Annotated in this window: 21 protein-coding genes; 8 read left to right on the forward strand and 13 right to left on the reverse strand. The window is 75.3% G+C overall.

All coding sequences use genetic code 11. The features are described 5' to 3' along the window. Nucleotides 1-17: 17 nt before the first annotated feature. Both benC and GOBS_RS06395 read left to right on the forward strand, forming a co-directional pair. A complete protein-coding gene (benC, locus tag GOBS_RS06390; protein ID WP_012947478.1) occupies nt 18-2,804 on the forward strand; it encodes a benzoate 1,2-dioxygenase electron transfer component BenC in 2,787 nt (928 codons plus the stop codon). 53 nt (nt 2,805-2,857) lie between these two features. Further along, nucleotides 2,858-5,590 carry a LuxR C-terminal-related transcriptional regulator gene (locus GOBS_RS06395; RefSeq protein ID WP_012947479.1) on the forward strand — a complete coding sequence of 911 codons (2,733 nt, stop codon included), beginning with the start codon at nt 2,858-2,860 and terminating at the stop codon, nt 5,588-5,590. Nucleotides 5,591-5,869: 279 nt separating this feature from the next. On the opposite strand, the gene GOBS_RS06400 is transcribed toward GOBS_RS06395, so the two are convergent. Then, on the reverse strand, nt 5,870-6,649 hold the full coding sequence (locus GOBS_RS06400) for an esterase/lipase family protein (RefSeq protein WP_243697655.1): 780 nt from the start codon (nt 6,647-6,649) through the stop codon (nt 5,870-5,872). Nucleotides 6,650-7,345: 696 nt separating this feature from the next. Here GOBS_RS06400 and GOBS_RS28600 point away from each other — a divergent pair. After that, nucleotides 7,346-8,020: a PP2C family protein-serine/threonine phosphatase gene (locus tag GOBS_RS28600; protein ID WP_243697656.1), complete on the forward strand. Its 675-nt coding sequence runs from the start codon at nt 7,346-7,348 to the stop codon at nt 8,018-8,020. Between the two features lie 100 nt (nt 8,021-8,120). Here GOBS_RS28600 and GOBS_RS06410 read toward each other — a convergent pair whose 3' ends face one another. Beyond that, nucleotides 8,121-8,552: an ATP-binding protein gene (locus GOBS_RS06410; protein ID WP_012947481.1), complete on the reverse strand. Its 432-nt coding sequence runs from the start codon at nt 8,550-8,552 to the stop codon at nt 8,121-8,123. A 454-nt stretch (nt 8,553-9,006) separates the two neighbouring features. Between GOBS_RS06410 and GOBS_RS29230 the strand changes: the two genes are divergently transcribed. Then, a complete protein-coding gene (locus GOBS_RS29230; RefSeq protein ID WP_012947482.1) occupies nt 9,007-9,966 on the forward strand; it encodes a collagen-like domain-containing protein in 960 nt (319 codons plus the stop codon). 586 nt (nt 9,967-10,552) lie between these two features. Continuing rightward, nucleotides 10,553-11,254 (forward strand): acetate uptake transporter, encoded by a 702-nt coding sequence (locus GOBS_RS06420; protein ID WP_208104402.1) that lies wholly within the window; start codon nt 10,553-10,555, stop codon nt 11,252-11,254. A gap of 74 nt (nt 11,255-11,328) precedes the next feature. Here the strand turns inward: GOBS_RS06420 and GOBS_RS06425 are convergent, their stop codons facing one another. The 6 genes from GOBS_RS06425 to GOBS_RS06450 all read right to left on the reverse strand — a co-directional run bounded on the left by GOBS_RS06425 (nt 11,329) and on the right by GOBS_RS06450 (nt 15,632). Continuing rightward, the gene (locus GOBS_RS06425; RefSeq protein ID WP_012947484.1) at nt 11,329-12,549 is read right to left on the reverse strand and encodes a PP2C family protein-serine/threonine phosphatase; all 1,221 of its coding nucleotides are present in this window, start codon (nt 12,547-12,549) and stop codon (nt 11,329-11,331) included. Nucleotides 12,550-12,600: 51 nt separating this feature from the next. Then, nucleotides 12,601-13,260, reverse strand: a complete 660-nt coding sequence (locus GOBS_RS06430) for a hypothetical protein (protein WP_012947485.1) — start codon at nt 13,258-13,260, stop codon at nt 12,601-12,603. Continuing rightward, nucleotides 13,257-13,532: a hypothetical protein gene (locus GOBS_RS06435; protein WP_012947486.1), complete on the reverse strand. Its 276-nt coding sequence runs from the start codon at nt 13,530-13,532 to the stop codon at nt 13,257-13,259. The genes GOBS_RS06430 and GOBS_RS06435 overlap by 4 nt, the downstream gene beginning before the upstream one ends. Further along, entirely contained in the window at nt 13,529-14,338 is an 810-nt protein-coding gene (locus GOBS_RS06440; protein WP_012947487.1) for an MEDS domain-containing protein, read from the reverse strand. Before GOBS_RS06440 ends, GOBS_RS06435 begins: the two co-directional genes overlap by 4 nt. Continuing rightward, on the reverse strand, nt 14,335-15,099 hold the full coding sequence (locus GOBS_RS28610) for an ANTAR domain-containing protein (protein ID WP_012947488.1): 765 nt from the start codon (nt 15,097-15,099) through the stop codon (nt 14,335-14,337). Before GOBS_RS28610 ends, GOBS_RS06440 begins: the two co-directional genes overlap by 4 nt. A gap of 152 nt (nt 15,100-15,251) precedes the next feature. Then, a complete protein-coding gene (locus GOBS_RS06450; RefSeq protein WP_012947489.1) occupies nt 15,252-15,632 on the reverse strand; it encodes a hypothetical protein in 381 nt (126 codons plus the stop codon). A 105-nt stretch (nt 15,633-15,737) separates the two neighbouring features. On the opposite strand from GOBS_RS06450, the gene GOBS_RS06455 reads away from it, so the two are divergent. Continuing rightward, nucleotides 15,738-16,700 carry a bile acid:sodium symporter family protein gene (locus tag GOBS_RS06455; RefSeq protein ID WP_012947490.1) on the forward strand — a complete coding sequence of 321 codons (963 nt, stop codon included), beginning with the start codon at nt 15,738-15,740 and terminating at the stop codon, nt 16,698-16,700. A gap of 19 nt (nt 16,701-16,719) precedes the next feature. Here the strand turns inward: GOBS_RS06455 and GOBS_RS06460 are convergent, their stop codons facing one another. Next, the gene (locus tag GOBS_RS06460; protein WP_041241366.1) at nt 16,720-17,067 is read right to left on the reverse strand and encodes a hypothetical protein; all 348 of its coding nucleotides are present in this window, start codon (nt 17,065-17,067) and stop codon (nt 16,720-16,722) included. 114 nt (nt 17,068-17,181) lie between these two features. Continuing rightward, nucleotides 17,182-17,475, reverse strand: a complete 294-nt coding sequence (locus tag GOBS_RS06465; protein ID WP_012947492.1) for a flagellar FlbD family protein — start codon at nt 17,473-17,475, stop codon at nt 17,182-17,184. A 143-nt stretch (nt 17,476-17,618) separates the two neighbouring features. Here GOBS_RS06465 and GOBS_RS06470 point away from each other — a divergent pair, with 143 nt between their 5' ends. Together GOBS_RS06470 and GOBS_RS06475 are read left to right on the forward strand one after the other, a co-directional pair. Next, nucleotides 17,619-18,149, forward strand: coding sequence for a class I SAM-dependent methyltransferase (locus GOBS_RS06470; RefSeq protein WP_166487312.1), 531 nt, complete (start codon nt 17,619-17,621; stop codon nt 18,147-18,149). Nucleotides 18,150-18,278: 129 nt separating this feature from the next. Further along, complete coding sequence (locus tag GOBS_RS06475) at nt 18,279-18,977, forward strand: response regulator transcription factor (RefSeq protein ID WP_012947494.1); 699 nt, start codon at nt 18,279-18,281, stop codon at nt 18,975-18,977. Here GOBS_RS06475 and GOBS_RS25250 read toward each other — a convergent pair. The 3 genes from GOBS_RS25250 to GOBS_RS06490 all read right to left on the reverse strand — a co-directional run bounded on the left by GOBS_RS25250 (nt 18,959) and on the right by GOBS_RS06490 (nt 21,618). Next, nucleotides 18,959-19,711: a response regulator gene (locus tag GOBS_RS25250; protein WP_049788165.1), complete on the reverse strand. Its 753-nt coding sequence runs from the start codon at nt 19,709-19,711 to the stop codon at nt 18,959-18,961. The genes GOBS_RS06475 and GOBS_RS25250 overlap by 19 nt on opposite strands. A gap of 294 nt (nt 19,712-20,005) precedes the next feature. Then, entirely contained in the window at nt 20,006-21,232 is a 1,227-nt protein-coding gene (locus GOBS_RS06485) for a sensor histidine kinase (RefSeq protein ID WP_012947495.1), read from the reverse strand. Further along, nucleotides 21,229-21,618, reverse strand: coding sequence for a response regulator transcription factor (locus tag GOBS_RS06490; protein WP_012947496.1), 390 nt, complete (start codon nt 21,616-21,618; stop codon nt 21,229-21,231). Before GOBS_RS06490 ends, GOBS_RS06485 begins: the two co-directional genes overlap by 4 nt. Nucleotides 21,619-21,851 lie beyond the last annotated feature (233 nt).

Below are 21,851 nucleotides of genomic sequence, written 5' to 3' on the forward strand. Positions count from 1 at the left end.
CTGGGGAGCGACCTCCCATGGACCATCGCGTTGCACTCGCGTTCGAGGACGGGGTCACCCGGTTCATCACCTGCCGCGAGGACCAGACCGTCGCCGACGCCTCCTACCGGGCGCGGATCAACATCCCGCTGGACTGCCGTGACGGCGCCTGCGGGACCTGCAAGTCGCTCTGCGAGTCCGGCGAGTTCGACGGGGGCGCCTACCTCGAGGACGCGCTCTCGGCCGACGAGGCGGCCACCGGGTACGTGCTGCCCTGCAGCATGAAGCCGCGTTCGGACCTGGTGCTGCAGATCCCGACGACCTCGGCCGTGGCCAAGACCAGCGCCGCCACGCACCGCGGTCGCATCACCGTGCTGGACCGGCTCTCCCCGACCACCGTCGGCCTCACCGTCGAGATCGACGACCGGGACGCCCTGGCGTTCCTCCCTGGGCAGTACGTCAACATCGCCGTCCCCGGCACCGAGGAGTCCCGCTCGTACTCCTTCAGCAGCGCCCCGCAGGACGAGGCACTGACCTTCCTCGTGAAGCTGACACCCGGCGGCGTCATGTCCACGTACCTGGCAGAGCGCGCCGAGGTCGGGGACGAGATCACCTTCACCGGACCCCACGGCAGCTTCTTCCTCCGCGACTCCGACGCCCCGTTGCTGCTCCTGGCCGGCGGCACCGGGCTGGCGCCGGTCCTGTCCATCCTGCGGACCCTGGCGGGCAACCGCAGCGACCGCGGGATGCACCTCGTCTACGGCGTCACGACCGACGACGACCTCGTCGAGATGGACACCCTGGAGCAGCTCGCGGGCGCCATCGACGGACTCACCTGGGACTACTGCGTCGCCGACCCCGCGACGACGGCACCCAACCAGGGCTACGTCACCGGCCTCTACGGGCCCGAGCACCTGCACGACGGGGATGCCGCGGTGTACCTCTGCGGCCCGCCGGCCATGGTCGAGGCGGTCCGCGGGCACGTCGCCGCGCTGGGGGTGGCCCCCTCGGGTTTCTACTACGAGAAGTTCGCGCTGGCCGCGGTCCCGACCGAGGCCGCCGGGGAGGTCGCCGGACCCGAGCCCGGGGCGGTCGTGCCGGAGCCCGAGGAGGTCGCTCCCGAGCCGCCGCCGGTGCCGGTGGTCGTGCCGGACACGGTCGCCGAGCTGCTGGCCCTGGACGGCCGGGAGGGCCGGACGTCGGCCGGGCAGGCCCTGTTCCCGCCGGTCGAGCTGTTCCCCCTCGGCGCCGACGCGGCGCGGCCGCGTGTTGAGTCGCCGGAGCAGATGTGGCGCGTGGCGGGACAGCGGATCGGGGAGCCGTTCCCCACCGGTGACGTCCTGCCCGTGGACGACGCCGACGACCTCGTGCCCGCCGTCGGCGCCCGCGCCGTCGCCGGTCAGGAGATGCTGCCCGAGGTGGCGCTGGAGCAGCTCACCCCACCGACACCCGAGGCGCCGGCGGGTCAGGCGGACGCGGATCAGGCGGACGGAGATCAGGCGGACGCGGAGATCGAACCGGCGTTGACCGCCGAGGGCTACACGATCACGGGCGACGGGTACGAGATCGGTGAGGAACACCCGTCCGTGCACGAGTCCGACGCCATCTTCGACGCCCGGCGGGCGCTGGAGCTGGGCGCGCTCGAGCTCACCATCGGTCGCCTGACGCACCAGCAGCTCGTCGGCTACCGGGTGCTGGCCGAGGCCACCGTGCCCTACGTCGAGGGCGACCGGTTCGTCGACGCGGCGGCCTACACCGAGACCAACGCCGCCTTCCACGACTACCTGTTCACCCTCACCGGCAACGAGCACCTGCTGCGCGCCTACCAGGCGCTCGGCGTCAAGGGGCACATGGAGGAGTCGCTGCGCTCGGCCACCTGGGTGCACCCGCGGTGCGCGCAGGACCACCTCGACATCGTCGAGGCGTTCCGGAACGGCCACCGCGAGCGGGCACGGATCCTCGTCACCGAGCACGCGGAGCGGTCGAAGGAGACCACCCGACGGGCCATGCACGACCTCGCCGCGGGACGCCGTCCCCGGTTCGTCACGCCGGGCCGGTTCGCCGGCCAGGTGGTCCTGGTCACCGGTGCCGGCCAGGGGATCGGCCAGCGCACGGCCCGGCGAATCAGCGCGGAGGGCGGGACCCTGGTGCTGGCCGACCGGGCGGAGCTCGTGCGCGACCTGGCCGGCGAGCTGACCCGTCCGGGCGCCGAGGCGGTCCCGGTGGTCGCCGACCTGGAGACCTGGGAGGGCGCGTCCGCGGTCGTGGACGCCGCGCTGGCGCGGTTCGGCCGCATCGACGTCGCCGTCCACACCGTGGGCGGGACGATCTGGGCCAAGCCGTTCGAGCACTATCCGGCCGACCAGGTCCAGGCGGAGATCAGCCGTTCCCTGTGGCCGACGCTGTGGTGCTGCCGCGCCGTCGTCCCGCACATGGTCGAGCGGGGCCGCGGCACCATAGTCAACGTCTCCTCGGTGGCCACCCGGGGGCTCAACCGGATCCCCTACGCCGCGGCCAAGGGCGGGGTCAACGCGATCACCACCGCGCTGGCCCTGGAGATGGCGCCGCACGGCGTGCGCGTCGTCGCCACCGCGCCCGGCGGCACCGAGGCTCCACCCCGCCGGACGCCCCGCGGCCCCGCACCGGCGACGGAGCAGGAGGAGGCCTGGTACCGGACGATCGTCGACCAGACGGTCGAGTCCTCGCTGCTGAAGCGCTACGGCACCCTGGACGAGCAGGCGGCGGCCATCACCTTCCTCGCGTCGGAGGAGGCCTCCTACATCACCGGGACCGTCCTGCCCGTGGCCGGCGGCGACCTGGGCTGAGCGGCGTGCACGCACCTCCGGTTCCCGCGCAGGCCCGGCCCTACGGTGGCGACGTGCACCAGGGGGACGACGACGTCCACGTCGTGGGGCCGGCCACCGCGGCGGTGCAGCTCGACGCGCTGCTCGACCGCGCCCGCACCGGCGGCCCCGTCGTGGCCCTCGTCGAGGGCCCGGCGGGGATCGGCAGGACGACCGTCCTCCGTCGGTTCCTGCACCGGCACGCCGACCTGCAGGTGACCGCGGCCGCCGGGCTGCCCTGGGAGAGCTCCCGGAACGGGGCGCTGGCGCGGCGGTTGCTGGACGACGACCCGCGGCACCTGCCCGCCCCGCCGGACGCGGCCGACGCGGTCGACCTGGGCACCGCGCTGGCCGGGCGGTGGGAGTCGCGTGCGGGGGAGGGGCCGCTGGTCGTCGTGGTCGACGACGCCCACTGCGCGGACCCGGTCTCCCTGCAGGCGATCACCTCCGGGCTCGCCCGGCTGCGGGACGTCGCCGTCCTGGTGCTGCTCGCCCGGGCGACGGGCTGGCCGGCCGCCGGGGAGCCCCGGGCGGTCGAGGTGCTCGATCGGCTCCCCGCCGTCCCGGTGCCGGTCCCGCCGCTGGGACCGGCGGAGACCCGGCTGCTGGCGGCGCGCATCGCGGCCGTCGACCTCCCCCTGTCGGTGGCCCGCCGACTCTGCACGCACACCGCGGGGATCCCACGGCACCTGCTCGAGCTGCTGAACGAGACCCCACCCGCCCGTTGGTCGGACTGGCAGACCCGGCTCCCGGTGCCGAGCCGGGTCCAGCAGCGGGTACGCCGGACCCTCGACGGCTGTCCTCGGCCGGCCCGGGCGCTCGTCGAGGCCGCGGCCGTGCTGGGCCCGACACCGGTGCTGGCCGACGCCGCGGCGCTGGCCGAGGTGTCCGACCCCATCGGCGCCCTCGACGAGGCCTGCGCCGCGGGCCTGCTGGAGGCGACCGCCGGCCACGGCCTGGACACGCTGGCCTTCCCGGAGCGGTTCGTCCGCGATGCCGTCCACGCCACCCTGACGCCCGCCGCACGGCACCGGCTGCACCTGCGCGCGGCCACCCTCGTCACCGACGACACCGATCGGCTGCGCCACCGGGTCGAGGCCGCGCCCCTGCCCGACGCCGGCCTCGCCGAGGAACTGGTGGAGCTGGCCCGCCGCAAGGCCGACGAGGGGGCCTGGGCCGTCGTCGCCGGCGCGCTCATCGACGCCGGCCGGATCAGCCCCAGCCGCGCCGCTCGGGAGGAGCGGCTGCTCGAGGCCGTCGACGCACTCGCCGGAGCCGGCCTGCTGGGCCAGGCGGTGGACGCCCTCCCGGAGGTCGAGGCCCTTCCGTCCGGTCCACGTCGCGACGCCGTCCTCGCCTACGTCGCGGTCCAGCGCGGCCGCCGGGCCGAGGCCGTCTCCTATCTCGACACCGCCTGGCGGCACCGCGGTTCCGACCGGCGCGCTGCGGCGGTGGTCTGCCAGCGCCACGTCCTGCACGCCCTGGCCGACTGGGACGGCGACGAACTGGTGCGGTGGGCGGGCCGGGCGGGTGAGTACGCCGAGCCGGGTGCGCCGGCCGCGGTCGAGTCGCGCGCCATCGTCGGCCTGGGGCTCGCCGCCTGCGGCGCGGTCGACGCGGCGTTCACCGCCTACCGGCAGGCGGTGGCAGAGAGCCCGTCGGGGCCCCAGCACCAGCGATCGCGCATGGGGCTGGGCTGGCTGTCCCTCGCCCAGGACGAACCCGAGGCCGCCCGGCGCGAGCTCGAGTCCGCCGTCCCCACCGTCCGGCAGACCGGCTCCAAGCGGATCTCCCTGTGGGCCCTGGTGTGGCTGGCCCGGACCCGGTTCGTCCTGGGTGACTGGCCCGGGGCGCTGGACGCCGTCAACCAGGCCGAGGTGCTGCTCGGCACCACCGGGCTGGACCTGCTGCGTCCCCTCGTGCACTGGACCGGCGCGCAGGTGCGTGCGCTCCGCGGGGAGCAGGAGGCCGCGGAGCGCCACCTGCTGCTGGGCGCGGCCGCCGAGCACGACTACACCGTCAGAACGGTGCCCGCGCTGCTCGCCCGGGCCTCCGTGGCAGAGGCGGCGTCGGACTACGACGCGGTCGTCCGCCACCTGACCCCCCTCGTGCTCCGGACACCGCGCGGCGGACTCGACGAGCCCGGGTTCTGGCCCTGGCACGACGTCTACGCCAACGCGCTCGTCGTGACCGGTCGGCTCCCCGAGGCCGAGGCGTTCCTGGCACCGCACGAGGCGACGGTCCGCCGACGGGGACACCGCTCCGCAGGTGCCCGGCTCGGCTACGTCCGTGGCCGGCTGCTCGCCGCGCGCGGTGACCTCCTCGGTGCGGAGGAGGCGTTCGACCAGGCACGAGCCCAGCTGGCCGGGCTGCCGATGCCGTACGAGCGGGCCCGCGTGGACTTCGCCCACGGCGTGACGCTGCGCCGGGTCGGCCGGCGGCGGGACGCTGCGGCGCTGCTCACCACGGCGCGTCAGTCCTTCGCCGCCCTGGGCGCGCAGGTCTACGTGGAGCGCTGCGACCGGGAGCTAAAGACCGGACGGCCCGCGCCCCGCGCCGCAGAGCCCGGCACCGAGAACCTCACCGAGCAGGAACGAACCGTCGCCACGCTCGTCGCGACCGGTCTGACCAACAAGGAGGTGGCCGCGTCGATGCTGCTGTCGGTCAAGACCGTCCAGTTCCACCTGACCCGGATCTACGCGAAGCTCGGCGTCCGCTCGCGCTCCGAGCTCGCCGCCCGGTTCGCCCCTGCCCGGGGGCAGCGGTGACGGCCCGCCATCCGGTCGAGGCGCACCCGGGCGAGGAGAGCGCCGCGGCGGGTGGCGAGGAGCGGACCTCGACCACCACCGTGACCGCCGTCGGGGTCCGTCCGGGGCTGCCGGTCCCCGTTCGCCCTCGTTCCGATGACGCTCGACCTGCGCAGGTGGACCCACGCGGACGAGTACGGACCCCCGGCCGACGGCTGGGGTCGTGTCGGCACCAGGTCGACCGGCTCGGGTGTCCCACGCGGCCCACCCGGCGACGACCTCGGAGCAGGCCTGCCCGTGTCACCGACGGCGGGGGAAGAGCAGGCTGAGTCCGGGTGGGGGCCGGAACGGTGTCCAGGTGCCCTCGGCCATCCCCAGCCGGTCGGCCAGCAGCCACAGCACCGCCGGGTTGCAGGCGAGGCCGAGGTGGCTGCCGCGCACTTCCACGTTCTCCCGCCGAGGGCGGACCTCGTACCGGCACGACGACCAGTGCACGATGCCGTCGGCCCGCGTGTAGACCGACGTCGCGGGCACGCGCAGGGAGCCGCGCTCGGCCCAGGGCCGGGGCAGCGCTGCCGCCCCGCGGAGCAGGCGGGTGCCGCCGTCGACGATCCCCGACGCGGTGCGGACCCAGGGCGCCGAGCGCACCACCGGCGTGCCAAGGGTGACCAGTCCGCGGACGCTGCCCGGCGCGGCTCTGGCCAGTTCCTGCGCGTAGAGCCCGCCGAGACTCCAGCCGACCAGGCTGACCCGCCGTCCCGAGGTCCGGTGCAGCTGCTCGACTCGTGCGCGCAGCGTGTCGACGACGCGGCCCGTCGGGCCCCGGTTGATGCCCAGGCTCCAGCCGGACACGTCGTGACCCAGGGCGCGCAGCGCGGTCCTGAGCACCACGGTGGCGGGGTCGCCGGTCATCAGCCCCGGCAGCACCAGCACCGGATGGCCGTCCCCGCGGCGGGCAGCCGCGAGCAACGGCCAGGCAGCCGCCAGGGCGGCGACGTCCAGACCCGCTCGCGGCGGCTCGGTGAGCAGCGCAGTTCGTGAGGGGGAGCGCTTGGCGGCAGGCACCTGGACAGCATCCACGGCGCGGAACGCTGCAACCCCACCTGCTCCTCCCGCTGGAGCGCGCCCGGCGCCGCCCTGCCGCGGGCACCGCGGCGCCCGTCCTGCCTAGAGTCTGCTCATGTCGACCCCGCCGGGCCCTGACCTGGACGTCGGCGCGCTGCTCGATCGAGTGGAGGGGATCGCGCCGATCGAGGCTGTGGAGGCCGCGGGGGAGGCGCTCGCGGAGATGCTCGACGCGCGTGAGCTGACCTTCCTGATCGCCGACTTCAGCGGTCGCGCCGTCGTGCGTCTCACGACAGGTGCGGCCGGGGCCGAGGGTGCCCGTCTGCAGGCGGGCGCACGGGCGGAGACGCTGGCCCTGCCCGGCACCGTCTACGAGCGCGTGCTGCGGACCCAGGAGGTCGACGTGGAGGCGCTGGACGAGGGGGTCCGAGTGATCGCCCCGGTCACGGAACAGGGGGATGCGGTCGGGCTCCTGGAACTGGTCCTGCCTGCCCACCCTGCTCCGACGGTGGTCGCCGACGTCGCCGCCGCCGCTCAGGCGCTGGCCTACGTCGTCATCGCCGCCCGCCGGTACACCGACGTGTTCGAGTGGAGACAGCGCACCACACCGTTCTCCCTGGCCGCCGAGATCCAGCGTCGACTGCTGCCGGCCTCCTACACCTGTGAGGCCGGCAGTTCACCCTCGCCGGCTGGCTGGAACCGGCTGCCTCGGTGGGCGGTGACACCTTCGACTACACGCTCAACCGGGACGCGCTGCACGTGTCGATCACCGATGCCGTCGGCCACGAGGTCGAGGCCGCTCTGCTGGCGCCACTGCTCGTCGGGGCGCTGCGCAACGCCCGCCGGAGGGGACTGGACCTCGCCGCGCAGGCCCGGTACGCCAACGACGCCCTGACCGACAACGCATCTGCAGGGCAGTTCGTCACCGGGCAACTCCTGCGCGTGGATCTGGCGACCGGCTCGGCCGCGGTCGTCAACGCCGGTCACCCGTTGCCTCTGCGGCTGCGGGAGGGCCGGGTGCACGAGATCGGTCTGGGCATCGAACCACCGTTCGGTGTCGTGCCGGGCCAGTCGTTCCGGCTGCAGCGCTTCCCGCTCGCGCCAGGGGACCGGGTCATCCTGCTGACCGACGGCATGCAGGAGCGCGCCGCCGCGGTCCTCGACGTCGCGGCCACCCTCCGCGACACCGCGGACCTGCACCCCCGAGAGGTCGTGCAGGAACTGGGCGCGGCAGTACTGCGTGCGACCGGCGGCGATCTGCGCGACGACGCCACCATGGTGTGTCTGGACTGGTACGGAGGTCGCCCGCGCCGCCGGGACAGCGTGCACGGTGCCGACGCCGGGCTCGCCTCGCCCGCGCGGGCTCCGCGCCGACGACAGGCCTGAGCTGCAACTGGACCGTTCGCGTACGCGCGCCGGGTGGGATCACCACGGACGACGATCGGGACCGTCTCCTCGGGCGCAGTGCACTGCCCTCGCCCGGAGCTCAGCCGGTGGGGAAGCAGGCCCAGACGTGCTTGCGGTGGCCGGCGACGCTCCATCCGCGGTCGATGGTCACGGCGGCGACCATCCGCAGTCCCATGCCGCCGAGTGCCGGATCACGGCCGACGGCGGACTCGGGCCAGCGCTGCGGCTGCCCGTCACTGACGTCGAGGAGCAGCCCCTCCGCCATCCGAGCGGCATGCACCCGCACGGGTGCCCGACCGTGCCGCAGACCGTTCGAAGCCAGTTCCTCGACGGCCAACAGGAGGTCATCGAGGACTGCTCCGGCTGCGCCGGGGTCCTCGAGCGTGTCGGGAACCCAGGTCCGCAGCTGGGCTCGCACGGTCCGCAGGTCTGCGGGCTGGAGGATCTCGGCTTCGTAGTGGGGTCCCGTGGTCTCGGGACTCGGCCGTCGTGGCCAGGGGTCCAGGTCCATCGACTCGTTCCGGTCGGGGGGCGTTCCTGAGCAGGTGCCCCGCTGTCGGTTCCTCGAACCCGACGAAAGGCGCGGGGGACGACGGAGCACCAGCACGTCGACCTCTGCGCACGCCGGGGGGTCGGGCTGCTGTCACAGCGGGCGCACGTGATGCCGGCAGCGGTCGACGTCGCAGACCGCGCCACCGCCGACCACGCTGGTGGCGAGAGACCGGCCCCGTGCCCTTCGGCCCAGGACGGTCGGGGGTTGTGGGCGGTGTCACTGGGGGCCGGACGCTTGCCCCGACCGGCGCTGGGCACGGTCATGACTGGCCCTCGGGCCGGACCGGGGCTGATGCCGACTGCCTCGGCGTCGGCCGGTCTCCGCAAGGTCGCGGGGTCGACACCGACCGCGGGTGGCTGATCCTCCAGCGCCGCCCGCCACATGACCGCCTACATGAGAGGCCATCCCAGCCATGGCGCAGTCCAAGAGCACGACACGCAACGAGACCGTTGCGGTCCCCGTCGACGTCACCGTCGAGGAGGGCGACCGCGGTGTGAAGGGCCCGACCGGTCCGGTAGGCCCCGCCGGCGAGCCCGGCGATAAGGGTCCCAAGGGCCCGGCCGGCCCTGTCGGCGAGCGGGGTGACAAGGGCGAGAACGGCCCGGTCGGCCCCGCTGGCGAGCCCGGTGACAAGGGCGAGAAGGGCCCGAGCGGTCCGATCGGCCCGGTCGGGGAGCGCGGCGAGAAGGGACCGATCGGACCGCGCGGCGAGCAGGGCCCTCAGGGCGAGCCCGGCCCGCAGGGCGAGCAGGGGCCCGAGGGGGAGACCGGTCCGCAGGGCGAGCAGGGTCTGCCCGGCTCCACCGGTCGCCCCGGCGAGCAGGGTGAGCAGGGCCCGCAGGGCCTGCCCGGGCTGCGCGGCGAGACCGGCCCCCAGGGCGTGGCCGGTGAGCAGGGGCCGCAAGGTGAGCAGGGCCTCCGCGGCGCCCAGGGCCCGCGCGGTGTGATCGGCGAGACCGGCGAGCAGGGTGAGAAGGGCCTGCCCGGTGTGCAGGGCCTGCCCGGTCTGCAGGGCGAGCGGGGTGCTGCTGGTGTCCGCGGCCTGCAGGGCCCGCAGGGCGTGCAGGGTCCGGCCGGTCCGGCCGGTCCGGTTGGTCTGCCCGGCGTGCAGGGTCCGCAGGGCCCGGCCGGACCGGCCTGGCTCTACCAGCCCAGCCCCGCCGAGCTGGCGAACAAGGTCAAGCAGGCGGCGCTGGACGTCACGCCGCGCACCGTCTACGACCCGCGGGTGGGCGTCCGCTACCTGGCGACGCTGACCTCGACGCTGGTCAAGCTGCAGGGTGGGCTGTTCCTGCGTGCCATCGTCGACACCGATGCCGCGGCGAACAAGCAGTCGGGCGCCGACCTGTCCAACGTGCGCTCCATCGCCTGACCGGCGCAGCAGACCCGAAGGGCGCCCCGTCCCGCCACCGCGGGACGGGGCGCCCTTCGCTGTCCGGACTGCGCCCCGCTCCGGCGTGGCAGTGACCATCAGGACGCCCGTGCGCTGGATCCCCGGGCTGGCCTGCGCGCCACGACCCCGTGACCACCTGCCTGGCGTGCCCAGAGGGTCCTGGCGGGGCGTCGTCGCGCGGAGATGGGTGGAGGTCGCCGACCCGGGACGACCACGGCTGCTCCCACCGTCGGAGACGGGGCCGTCGCGGCCTGACACGCCGGAGCTGTCTTGACGCCCCGATGTGACCCCGACCACTGTTGTGCGGGGAGGGCGCAGTGGATGCGAACGGCCACCCAGAGCCGGTGGAGCAACCAGAGCAGCCCGATGACCGGGACCTGCCCGCCACCGGCTGGAAGTGGAAGTGATCACCGCGCTCGATCGGCGGTGCCGCGAAACGGCCTCGATGGTCTCCGCGGAGGTCGTGGATCCGCACACCACGGGCGTCTCGTCCATTGTGCCGGGGCCACTCATGGCGCACGCGCCGCTGTGCCGCTCCCAGCGCGGATCAGGAGGGGGTCGTGCAGTGGCAGTCAACGCAGCACCCGACGCCGACACGAGGACCGCGCGAGGGGGCGGCGAGTTCCTCGCCGACCTGAGCGACCCGACCGCCGGCCGAGTCGCCATGGCGAGAGAGCTCGCCTCGGAGAACGTGCGGATGATCGCCGACCCTGCGCCGCTGGGTCTCGGCTGCTTCGCGCTGACGACGTTCCTGCTGAGCCTGTTCAACGCAGGTCTGTTGCCGGCGGCCGGCGAGCCGATCGTCTTCGGCGTCGCACTCGCCTACGGGGGCGCGATCCAGGTGCTCGCCGGCATGTGGGAGTTCCGGAAGGGCAACGTCTTCGGCGCGACCGCTTTCAGCTCCTACGGCGCCTTCTGGCTGTCGTTCTGGGCGTTCGTCACCTTCTACGCGGCCGACATCCCGGACGCCGACGACCGGGCGACCGTCGTCGGCTGGTACCTCATCAGCTGGGGTATCTTCACGGTGGTCATGTGGGTCGCCTCCCTGCGGACCACCGCGGTGCTGGCCCTGCTCTTCACCCTCCTCGCCGCGACGTTCTTCGTGCTGGGAGCCGGGGACGTGGCGCACGACGAGGGCCTGACCACCCTCGGCGGATACCTGGGCCTCGTGACCGCCGCTGTTGCCTGGTACGCGTGCCTCGCCGGGGTCAGTGCGTCCACCTTCGGACGGGTGGTGCTGCCGAACCCGCCGCTGTACAAGCTGTGACCCTGTCCGGGAGGGCGGCCTGAGTCGTCTCGGGTGCCCGTTCCACCGGTGTCCCGGTCGACCGGTGTCCCCGGTCAGTCCGACCAGTGCAGCGCGCGGCGTTCCCCGCCGGTGAGCCACTCGAGGACCACGATGCTGGCGTCGTCCTGCAGCTGGTCGGCCTGGTGGGTGAGGACGTGCCGCATCAGGCGGCGGACCATCTCGGGCGCCGGTTCGCCGGCGGAGACGGCGGCGCTGATGAAGTCGGCCAGCCGCTGCTCGCCGAAGAACTCCCCGTCGGGAGAGCGGGCCTCGGTGATGCCGTCGGTGTACAGCAGCAGGCGGTCGCCGGGCTCCAGCCGGGTCTCGCAGCACGCCGGCTTGCCGTCCTGCAGGCCCAGCGGGCGGGCCGGCGGGCAGTGCGGTGGCTGCACCAGGGACGATCCGCGCAGGATGAGCGGCGGGGGGTGGCCGGCGTTGATCCACCGCAGCCGGCCGGTGTCGATGTCGAGGCTGGCGAGCACGGCCGTGGCGAACCGGCTGCCGCCGAGCTGGCCGGCGATGGCCGCGTCGACCTCGACGGCGGTGTCGGGCAGGTCGAGCCGGTTGCGGCGGGCGTGGCGGTAGGCGCTGATCGCCACGCCGGCCAGCACGGCGGCCGGCAGCCCGTGGCCGACGGAGTCGATGACCATCAGCTCGGCGGTGCTGCCGTTGAACGCGTAGTCGAAGGAGTCCCCGCCGATGTCGTAGGCCGGCTCGAGCCCACCGGTGATGACCACCCGGTCGGTGCCGAAGGTCAGCGGCGGCAGCAGTTCCCACTGCATCTCCGCGGCCAGCGACAGGGGCTTCCGACGGCGCAGCCGGGAGAACAGGTCGGTGTAGGCGTCCCGCACCACGACCAGCTCGGCCACGAGGGTGGCGAACGCCAGCAGGGCGTCGAGCTCCTCTGCGCCGGGCTCCGCGGGGAGGAGCAGCTCCGCGACACCGAGGCGCTCCACGCCGTCGAGCAGCGGCACCCACAGCCGGTAGCCGTGCTGGACGGCGCTGCCGACCACCTCGACCCGGCGGAACGCCCGCCCGGCGAGGGTGCCCTCGATGGAGAGCTCCTGACGCTCCGGCACGCCGGTGCCGGGCACCGGCACCAGCGTGACCTGCTCGTAGTCGGCCAGGTAGAGCACCGTCTCCCGGACGCCCATCCGCGCGGCGTGGTCGGCCACGACCACGGGCAGGTCGTCGGGCGCCAGCAGGTGGCACGCGTGCAGCAGCGACCTCAGCGCATCGCGCAGGGCGTCCGTCCCCGCTGCTCGGCTCGACATCCCGCGGGACGCTATCCCACCGGGGTCCGGCGCGCGTCTGCGCGCGCTGGTTCAGCGTCCGCCGTGGTGGCCGTCGGGCGGGCCGGACCGGACCCGGATGCGCGACCCGGGGCCGTGCGGCTGGACCTGCACGGTCACCGTCGGGGACACCTCCTCGGCCAGCCAGAGCATGACCAGGTCCCGGTCGGTCGGCCAACGGTGCGGTTCGAGCGGCTCGTGGGGGGACCGGGTCAGGAGGTCGCAGCCGGCCGCGTCGCCCGCGGCCCACAGCCGCACGGGCACGCCACGCCGGTCGCCGTCCTGGGCGGCGACGGTGGTCACCGCCTCGTGCAGGACGAACACGAGCTCGTCGCGCCGGCTGCCCTCGACGCCGGCGCGTCGCAGCTGGTCGTGCCACCAGGCGCGGTTGCCGGTGGAGACCGCGGGGTCGAGGACGGCCTCGGCGAGCACCCGGCCGCCGTCGGGACCGTCCCCCCCGGCCGGGGCGGGCGGCCGGTGGTCGGGGTTGGCCAGCGTCGACCCGTCGAGCAGCAGGGCGGGGTGCGTGGCACGCGCCATGTGCCGGTCGGCGGCCGGCGTCCGGGTCCGGTCGAACAGGCAGGTGAGCGTGATCGGCCGGCCGGCCACGGCGGCCGTGGTGGCCAGCTCGGCGGCCCGCCACCACTCCACGTCGGGGAGCAGGTCGAACGGCTGCTGGCAGAGCACCGTCACCGGCCCGGACCGTCGCCGGCCACGTCCACCCAGCTCACGCCCCGCTGGTCGGTCGTCGCACGGACCAGGTCCTGCTGCGGCAGGAAGACCGCCGTCGCGGCCCTGGGCACCCGGCTCGCCACGCGGTCGTGCACGTCGGGATCCAGGTAGGCGACCACCGGTGAACCGGCGGCCAGGGCCGAGCGGCAGACCTGCGCGGCCAGGTCGGCGGCCTCGTCCGGACCGGTGGGGAAGGCGCCCCGGTGCACCGGGGCGGCGCCGCCGCCGCTCATGCCACCGGTCCCTCGGTGTGCGGCGCCGTCCGGACCCGGACCTCGGCGTCCGGGGAGTCGGCCGCGACGGCGGTGACCAGCCGCCCCAGCAGCGGGGTGGCGCCGCGGACGGTCAGCCCCGGCGGTGGACCGGCAGCGGCCACCAGGGCGTCGGCGGCGCTGACGTCGAGGAAGTGCAGGCCGCTCACGTCCCACACGCGTGAGTCGCCGTCCTGCCCCGCGGTCGCCGCCAGCACCGCCCGGAGGGCCTCGGTGTTGCTGCCGTCCAGCTCGCCGGTCAGCCGCAGCGCCTCGCCGCGGCAGCTCAGCCGGAACGCGTCGTCGTCGTAGGCGGCGGGCGCGTGCACCCGGTCGTCGTGCAGGTGGTCGAGCGCGGTCTCCTGTCCAGGGCCGAGCAGCGAGCGCAGGTAGGGGCACAGCACGGTCAGCGGACGGGTCCGTGCCAGCTCGTCGACGATCGGCTCGAACGGGCTGGTCCCCGGCTCGGTGATCGCCCCGCTGAACCGGACGCCGGGGAAGCCGTCGTCCAGGGCCGAGTCCACCGACGCGACGAGCGCGGCCGGGTCGGGTGGGACGGCGCGCAGGGTGGCCGGGCCACGGTCGGGGGAGGCGCTCAGCTCGACCCCCGCCCGCTGCAGGCGTCGTCGCACGTTCTCGTCGCGGGCGCCCATCCCTGCGAGCAGGACGCAGTCCCCCTGCTCCAGTCCGTCCAGGACGAAGTCCCCGACGACCTCCTCGTGGGCCAGCTCGCTGTCCAGCACCACCCAGCCGTGCTGTCCTCGGTCGGCGGCCTCCGCCACCGTCATCGGGCGGTCCCGGAGCCACCACGCGGCTGGGGCGTCTCGCCGGTCTCGGTCACCGACGCAGCCACGTCGCGCAACTTGCGGTGGGTGTCCTGCGAGGCCCGGGCGAGGATGCCGAAGGCGGCATCGGCGGTGATCCGGTGGCGCTCCATGAGCACCCCCTTGGCCTGTCCGATGACGTCGCGGCTCTCCAGCCCGCGGTTGAGGTGGACGGCGCGCTGCACGGCGGCCAGGGCCAGCGCGGCGTGCGCGGCCACCGGCTCGATCAGCCGCCTGCCCGCGCCGGACCAGTCGGCCGGTTCCGGCGCGTAGACCGACAGGGCTCCGAGGACGGCGGTGCCGGCATCCAGCGGCAGGGACATCGCCGACCGGACGCCGCGGTCGAGCGCAGCGTCCCTGAACCGCGGCCACGGGGCGGTGCGCAGGTCGTCGTCGGCGGCGATCCGGCCGGCCAGCGCCTCCGGCAGCGGGCCCTCGCCCGCGGTGAGCTGCACGGTGTCGAGCCAGGCCCGCAGCGTGGTCGGGTCCGGAGCCGGCAGGGGACGGCGGCCGGGACCGAGGCGGGTGACGGTGACCTCGGCACCGGCAGGCAGCAGCACCGCCACCGACCGGGCCACCGAGCGGGCGACGGCGTCCTCGTCGGGTTCGGCGTGCCACGCCCGGGCGGCGGAGGCCAGCCACGGGGACGGCGCGGCGTCCGGGAACCCGGGGAGCCGGGGGGACCGCGGTGGGAGGGGTGAGAAGGACCTGGCCGCAGACCGCACTGCGAGACCTCCGGACCGGGGCTGCTCCCGGTGAGCTGGGTCGCCGGGTCCGTCTTCTCGAACCGGCGTTGCTTCCTGTCGCTCACGGTACCGCCGTGTCCGGTACCTCCCACAGCCCACCGCCGGTGTCCCCCCGCCCCGGCGGTGGGCGGTCAGGAGGCATCGAACCAGGTGACCCGGTCCGGGTCCGCGTGGAACGGGTTGGCCCACTCCGACGGCGTGCCGGTGATCGGCTGGGCGTCGGTCACGACGACGAACGGTGTGCCCGGGTAGACGGCCAGCACCCGCGTGGACGACGTCAGCGTCTCGGTGCGCTCGAGGAGCTCGCCGCGGCGCAGCTGCTGCGTCGTCCGCTGCCCGCGCAGTTCCTCCCCGACCTCGGCGACCCACCGGGCGCCGTCCTGGGGGAAGGCGATCGCCTGGACGCGCCGTCCCGGGGGAGCGGGCTCGCACCCGGCGAACTCCGCGAGGGCCTCGTAGAGCCGCTCCGCCTGCTCGTCGTCGCTCGCCCGCGGGAGGAAGAAGGCCACCATGCCCGCATCCTCGCCGCCGGCACCGACGACTCCTGGGTGGTGGTGGCCGTACCAGTACCGAGACTGCGTTGTCGCTCCCGCGACCCGCTGTGACAGTGGACCCCCGTGGACAGCATCGCGGCCCTGAGCGCGTTCGTCGGGCGCTGGTTCGCCCTCATCGTCGTGGTGGCCGGCGGCATCGCGCTGGCGACGCCGGACACCTTCGCCGCTGGGAGCGCGCTGGTCCCGTACTTCCTCATGGTGGTCATGCTCGGCATGGGGATGACCCTGCGGGGGTCGGACTTCGCGATCGTGGCGCGGCGGCCGTGGGCGCTCCTGCTCGGCGTGGCCGCGCAGTACGTGGTCATGCCCGGGGTGGCCTGGCTGCTGACCCAGGCGCTGGACCTGCCCGCAGCGGTCGCCGCCGGCATCGTCCTCGTCGGGGCCGCTCCGGGCGGGACGGCGTCCAACGTCATGGTCTACCTGGCGAAGGGGGACACGGCCCTCTCCGTCGCGATGACCTCGGTGTCGACCCTGCTGGCCCCGCTGCTCACGCCGCTGCTGGTCCTGTGGCTGGCGGGGGAGTACCTGCCGGTCGACGCCGGGGGCCTGTTCACCTCGATCGTGCAGATCGTCCTCGTGCCGGTGCTGCTCGGGCTGGTCCTGCGCCTCGTCGTCCCCCGGCTGGTCGAGCGCGTCCTCCCGGCGCTGCCGCTGGTCTCCGTCGTCGGGATCGCCGCCGTCGTGGTGGTCGTCGTCGCCGGCAGCGCGGACACGATCACCTCGGTGGGCTTCGTGGTCGTCCTCGCGGTCGTGCTGCACAACGGCCTCGGCCTGGCCCTCGGGTACGCCATCGCGCGTGCCTGCGGCATGGACGTCTCGGCCCGGCGCGCCATCAGCATCGAGGTCGGCATGCAGAACTCGGGGTTGGCCGCGGGTCTCGCCACGGTGCACTTCAGCCCCGCGGCCGCGCTGCCGGCGGCCGTCTTCTCGGTCTGGCACAACCTGTCCGGGTCGCTGCTGGCCGGCCACTGGGCTCGCCGGGACCCCGCCGCCGATCGCGACGAGGCGCTGGTGCGGGAGCGCTGACGCCGGCGCCCCGGGCGGGTCAACCCGCGTGCGACGACCGCTGCTCGGTGCGGTGGGTCCGGTTGTGGACCCACAGCACGAGGCAGCGCAGGGCGGCGTAGCCCTCGGCGGAGGCGTAGCCCTGCTCGAAGCGCGCGGCCTCGACCAGTTCGTCGCTGTCGACGCTCACGCCGGCGGCGAAGCGGTCCAGCACCTCGCCGGACAGGGACGTGCTGCGGAACAGCCGCGCGATGCCGAGCGCCACCGGGTCGGACACGGTGAGGCTGAACGGCGGGTGCTTCAGCGCCGCCCGGCGGTCGAGCAGCTGGGCGACCTCGCTGTACACCTGCACGTCCGTGGCGGGCAGCCCGCGAGCGGCGATCTTCAACGGCGTCTCCTTGCTGGTCCGGGGTCCTCCGGAGGAGTGCATCGGCCGCTGCCGGCCGGTGTTGACCCGGGACGGGTGCGCCCCTCCCTCCGGGGGAGGCGACGGCAGGTGCGGTCAGGGCAGCCGGATGGGCACCACGGGCGCCGGCGCGTGCGCGTGCGGCGGGGTGCCGGTGCCGCCGAGACCCTGCGGGTCGGCGTCCTCACCGCGGTCGAGCACGTAGCAGGCCGCGATCACGCCGGCGCGGTCCTCGACGATCCGTCTGACGACCTGGTCGACGGTCTCGCGGACGCAGTAGGAGCTGCCGTCGGTCGTGATGACGACGGTGTCGTACCCGCCCTCGACCCGTTCGATGTGGTCCGGGTCCAGGCGGCAGCGCTCGCCGGTGCGGCGGGTCAGACCGATCATGGCGGTTCTCCTGCTGGGCGGGGCAGCGGGCCCCGGGGGCTCCTCGGGAGTGAGGTGCCGGTTGCTTCGACGTCGCCGCTCCCGCAGTTGAGCGCGGCCCCGGGCACCCGACCCGTCGGGGTGAGGGCCCTACCGTGGGCGCCGTGGCGGCCTCGGCGCGACTCAGCTGGGCCGCCGGTGTGGTGGCGCCGCGGCCCGGCGAGCGGGTGCTGGAGGTGGGCTGCGGCCACGGCGTCCTCGTGGCCCTGCTCGCCGAGCGGGCGGCCGAGGTGGTCGGCGTCGACCGCTCGCCGACCATGGTCACCGCGGCCGGCCGCCGCAACCACGCGGCGGTCGAGGCCGGCCGGGTCCGGTTGCAGGCGGCGGCCCTGCACGAGGCCGACCTCGGCCCGCACCCCTTCGACGTCGTCGTGTCGTTCAACGTGCGGGCTCTCTCCGACCCGGCCCAGGCGGTGACCTGGGACGTCGTCTCGCGGGTCCTCGCGCCGGCGGGCCGGGTGGTCGTGGCCTTCTCGGTGATGGCGCCGGGGGTCGAGGACGACGTCGTCGCGGCCGTCGCCCGGCTGGCCGGCGACCGCGGTCTGGTCGTCGCCGCGGTGCACCGGGGGGAGACGGCGCCGTTCGCGTCCGCCGCGGTCGAGCTGCACCATCCCGCCGACGCGGACCGCGGCTGACCTGCTCCTCCGTCCGGGTGAGGCCGGCACCCCGCGCTCAAGACGGCCCGGGCCACCGCCGATCACCCGGTCAGGTGGCGCCCGCCTCCCGGTCGGCGTCGGTCGTCCGTGCACCGAGGAGGAGACGTCGTGTCCGAGCAGTCCGTGCTCGTCGTCGAGGACACCGAGGAGATCAGGGAGCTGGTCTGCACGGTCCTGCGCCGGGCGGGGACGGACGTCCGCGCGGTCGCGTCCGGCGCCGAGGCGCTGGCCGAGGTCCGCCGTGACGCGCCCGACGTCGTCGTCCTCGACCTCGGCCTCCCGGACGCCGACGGCACCGAGGTGTGCCGGCAGATCCGCGCCGAGAGCGAGTGCTACGTCCTCATGCTCACCGCGCGCGCCGAGGAGGTCGACCTGCTCATCGGGCTGGCCGTCGGCGCCGACGGGTACATGGCCAAGCCGTTCTCGCCGCGCGAGCTGGTCGCCCGGGTGCAGGCCCTGCTGCGCCGCCCGCGCGTCCCCGCGCCGCGTTCCGCTCCGGTCGAGGAGTCGGTGCTCCGGCTCGCCGAGCTGGAGGTGGACGAGGACAGCCGCGAGGTGCGGGTGGACGGCGCCGTCGTCGACCTCACCCGCACCGAGTTCGACCTGCTCACTGCGCTGGCCTCGCGCCCGGGTCGGGTGCTCCAGCGCGAGACGTTGCTGCGCGAGGTCTGGCAGACCGACTGGGAGGGCAGCGTCCGCCTGGTCGAGGCGCACATGTCCAACCTGCGCCGAAAGCTGCAGGCCGCCGGCCTCTCGTCCCCGTCGATCCGCACCGTGCGCGGCGTCGGCTACCGATTGGTCGCTTGACGGGGCGGAGGTCGGGGCCGAGGTGGCCGACCGACCGTGGTGGCCGGGTCGGTCCATCGGCAGCCGGCCGCTCGGTCGCCCGCGACGGTGCACAGCTCGGCGACGAGCTCGTGGGCCAGGACTCCACGGCGGGCGTCCCGTGCGATGGCCCGGCAGACCGCGGCGACCTCCAGGTGGCCCAGTTGGGCGCTGGTGCCGGCGAGCGTCGACGAGGCCCGGGCGAGCGCCGCGGCATCCCCGCTCCGGGCGCCGTCGGCGATGGCGGTCAGCCGGCCGGGCAGCGCGGCGGCGTACACCTGCTGCAGCCGGGGCACGAGGTCGGCGTCGGACTCCGCACCGGAGGTGTCCCCGGCGGCGGGTGCCTGCGGTGCGGGCGCCCGGCGGGCGAGCAGACCGGTCAGCAGGCCGGCGTCCACCGGCCGGGGCAGGCAGGCGAGGGCACCGGCCGCGAGGGCGGCGGCCCGGTCCGCGGCGCCGGCCGCGGCGGCCACGGCGAGCAGGTGGGCGCGGCAGCCGACCAGCCGCAGCCGGCGCAGCAGGGCCGCCGCCTCGCCGGCCGGGCCGTCCAGGTCGACGACGACCAGATCCAGCTCCAGGCGTCGGGCCAGGCCGAGCGCCTCACGGGTGCCCTCGGCCTCCCGCACGGCCCACCCGGTCAGCTGCAGCAGTGCGGCGAGCGGTGCGCGGCCGGCTGCGTCGGCGCCCACGACGAGGGCGGTCGGGACAGCGCTCACGACTCGTCCTCCCTGCGTGGGCCAGAACGGGGCGACCCGGCGACGGGGACGACCCTGCCCGCCCGACCGCAGGGCACCCGCCTGCCAACCGCAAGACCTCCGCAAGTGGGGGACCCCTCGCCCCCACCGTTCGAGAGCTCGTGCCAGGCCCCGTCCAGAGGCTCGCCGCCGGCCCGTCCCGGGTCGGCCCCGTCCAGAGGCTCGCCGCGAGCCTGCGAGCGGTGAGGAGGACGGGGTCCTTCTACGAAGGGCGGGGAGGACGGGGTCCTCGTACCTGCGAGGGCGCCGCGGACCTCAGCCCGGGAGCGTGAGGGTGAAGGTGGTGCCCCGGCCCTCCACGCTGGCGACCTCCAGGCTGCCGTCGTGTGCGGCGGCGATGGCCCGCGTGATGGCCAGCCCCAGCCCGACCCCCGGCACCGCGTGCCGCCGGGCGGTCGAGGCGCGGAAGAAGCGGGCGAAGAGCTGCCCCTGCTCACCGGCGGGGATCCCGATGCCGGTGTCGCTGACCGCCAGCCGGGCCACGCGCACCGCGTCGTCCCCCGGGGTGGCGACGACCGCGCCGCCGGCCGTCCGCCAGGCCGGGCGCAGCGCCAGGGTGACCCGGCCGCCGGCCGGGGTGAACTTGACCGCGTTGGACACCAGGTTGTCGCAGGCCTGCCCCAGGCGGACCGCGTCGCCGGGCACCACCAGCCCGCCGTCGGGCACGTCGACGACGACCTCGACGCCGGTGGCCGCGGCGGTGACCCGGACGGTCTCCTCGGCGGCCCGGACGACGGCCGCCAGGTCGACCGACTCCGGCTGCAGGCTGAACCGGCCGGCGTCGACCTGGGCGGTGAACAGCAGGTCACCGACCAGCCGCAGCAGCCGCTGGGCGTTGCGCTCGACCGTGCCCAGGTACCGCCGCGGCTCATCGCCCAGCGACGGGTCGTCCAGGACGAGCTCGAGGTAACCCAGGATCGAGGTCAGCGGCGTGCGCAGCTCGTGGCTGATGAGGCTCACGAACTGGTCCTTCATCCGCTCGGTCGCCCGGGCCTCGGTCATGTCGGTGCCGACGAAGTTCCAGCCGGCGTGCACGCCGCGGTCGTCGGTGCGCGGGGTGACCGCCACGGAGACGGTGAGCTCGGTGCCGTCCGCGGCGACGTAGGTCCAGTCCCGGACGTCGCGGCCCCGCTCCTGCGCGGTGCCCACCAGCGCGGCTAGCCCGCCACCGGCCTCCAGCAGCTCCTCGGCCAGGTGGAAGTCGGTGATCGACCGGCGGCGGACGACGTCGGCGCGGAGCAGCCCCAGCATCCGCTCGGCACCGGGGTTCCAGACGCGGACGACGCCGTCGACGTCGGTGCCGATGATCGACTGCTCGGTGACCGCGTCGACGACGCTGGTCATCGTCTGCGCCCGCGCCTGCAGCATGCGCGTGGCGACCTCCAGCTCGTCGTCGCGGTGCTGCATCCGGGCGCGCAGCGCGGCGTTCTCCGCGCGCAGCCGGGTCAGCTCCCCGGCCGGCGCGGGCTCCAGGACGGTCACGGGGTCGCCCCGGCGGTCAGCTCGCGCACCCGGGCGACCAGCCCGGCGACGGAGAAGGGCTTGGCCAGGTAGGCGTCCGCGCCGGCCGCCAGGCCGCGGGCCACGTCGTCGGGGGTGGCGCCGGCCGAGAGCAGCAGCACCGGCACGCCGGCGGTCGCCCGGTCCGCGCGCAGCGCCGTGCAGACCTCCAGCCCGGTCGCACCGGGCATGGAGACGTCCAGGACGGCCAGGTCGGGCGGGTCGGTGCGGGCCGCGGTCAGCGCCTGCGTCCCGTCGGCGACCTCGGTGGCGACCGTGCAGCCGGCCCGGCGGACGACCAGTCCCACCAGAGCCCGGATGTCGTCCTCGTCGTCGGCGACCAGGACGCGCGGCGCTGCGGTCGGCACGGGTCGGGCTCCCTCGCTCGGGCGGTGTCGTCCCGGTCGACGTCGGCGTCCTCCTGCCCGTGCTCCAGCCCGCCGGGCACGGTCTCACCCCAACAGGGGAACCGGCCGTGGACGCACGCGCGCCCCGCCGGGAGGACCCGGCGGGGCGCGGTGACGTACTGGAACGGCCGCCCTGCTGAGTAGAAGGACCTCCCTGCCCCCCACCGCTCGCGAGCTCGCGGCGGAACCCTGCA

This window comes from Geodermatophilus obscurus DSM 43160 (genome assembly GCF_000025345.1).
Classification (GTDB): Bacteria; Actinomycetota; Actinomycetes; order Mycobacteriales; family Geodermatophilaceae; genus Geodermatophilus; species Geodermatophilus obscurus.

Coding starts and splice junctions, on each gene's coding strand:
- benC (WP_012947478.1), top strand. CDS start 18: ATGGACCATCGCGTTGCACTCGCGTTCGAGGACGGGGTCACCCGGTTC.
- GOBS_RS06410 (WP_012947481.1), bottom strand. CDS start 8,552: ATGGACCTGGACCCCTGGCCACGACGGCCGAGTCCCGAGACCACGGGA.
- GOBS_RS29230 (WP_012947482.1), top strand. CDS start 9,007: ATGGCGCAGTCCAAGAGCACGACACGCAACGAGACCGTTGCGGTCCCC.
- GOBS_RS06425 (WP_012947484.1), bottom strand. CDS start 12,549: ATGTCGAGCCGAGCAGCGGGGACGGACGCCCTGCGCGATGCGCTGAGG.
- GOBS_RS06435 (WP_012947486.1), bottom strand. CDS start 13,532: ATGAGCGGCGGCGGCGCCGCCCCGGTGCACCGGGGCGCCTTCCCCACC.
- GOBS_RS06440 (WP_012947487.1), bottom strand. CDS start 14,338: ATGACGGTGGCGGAGGCCGCCGACCGAGGACAGCACGGCTGGGTGGTG.
- GOBS_RS06450 (WP_012947489.1), bottom strand. CDS start 15,632: ATGGTGGCCTTCTTCCTCCCGCGGGCGAGCGACGACGAGCAGGCGGAG.
- GOBS_RS06465 (WP_012947492.1), bottom strand. CDS start 17,475: ATGATCGGTCTGACCCGCCGCACCGGCGAGCGCTGCCGCCTGGACCCG.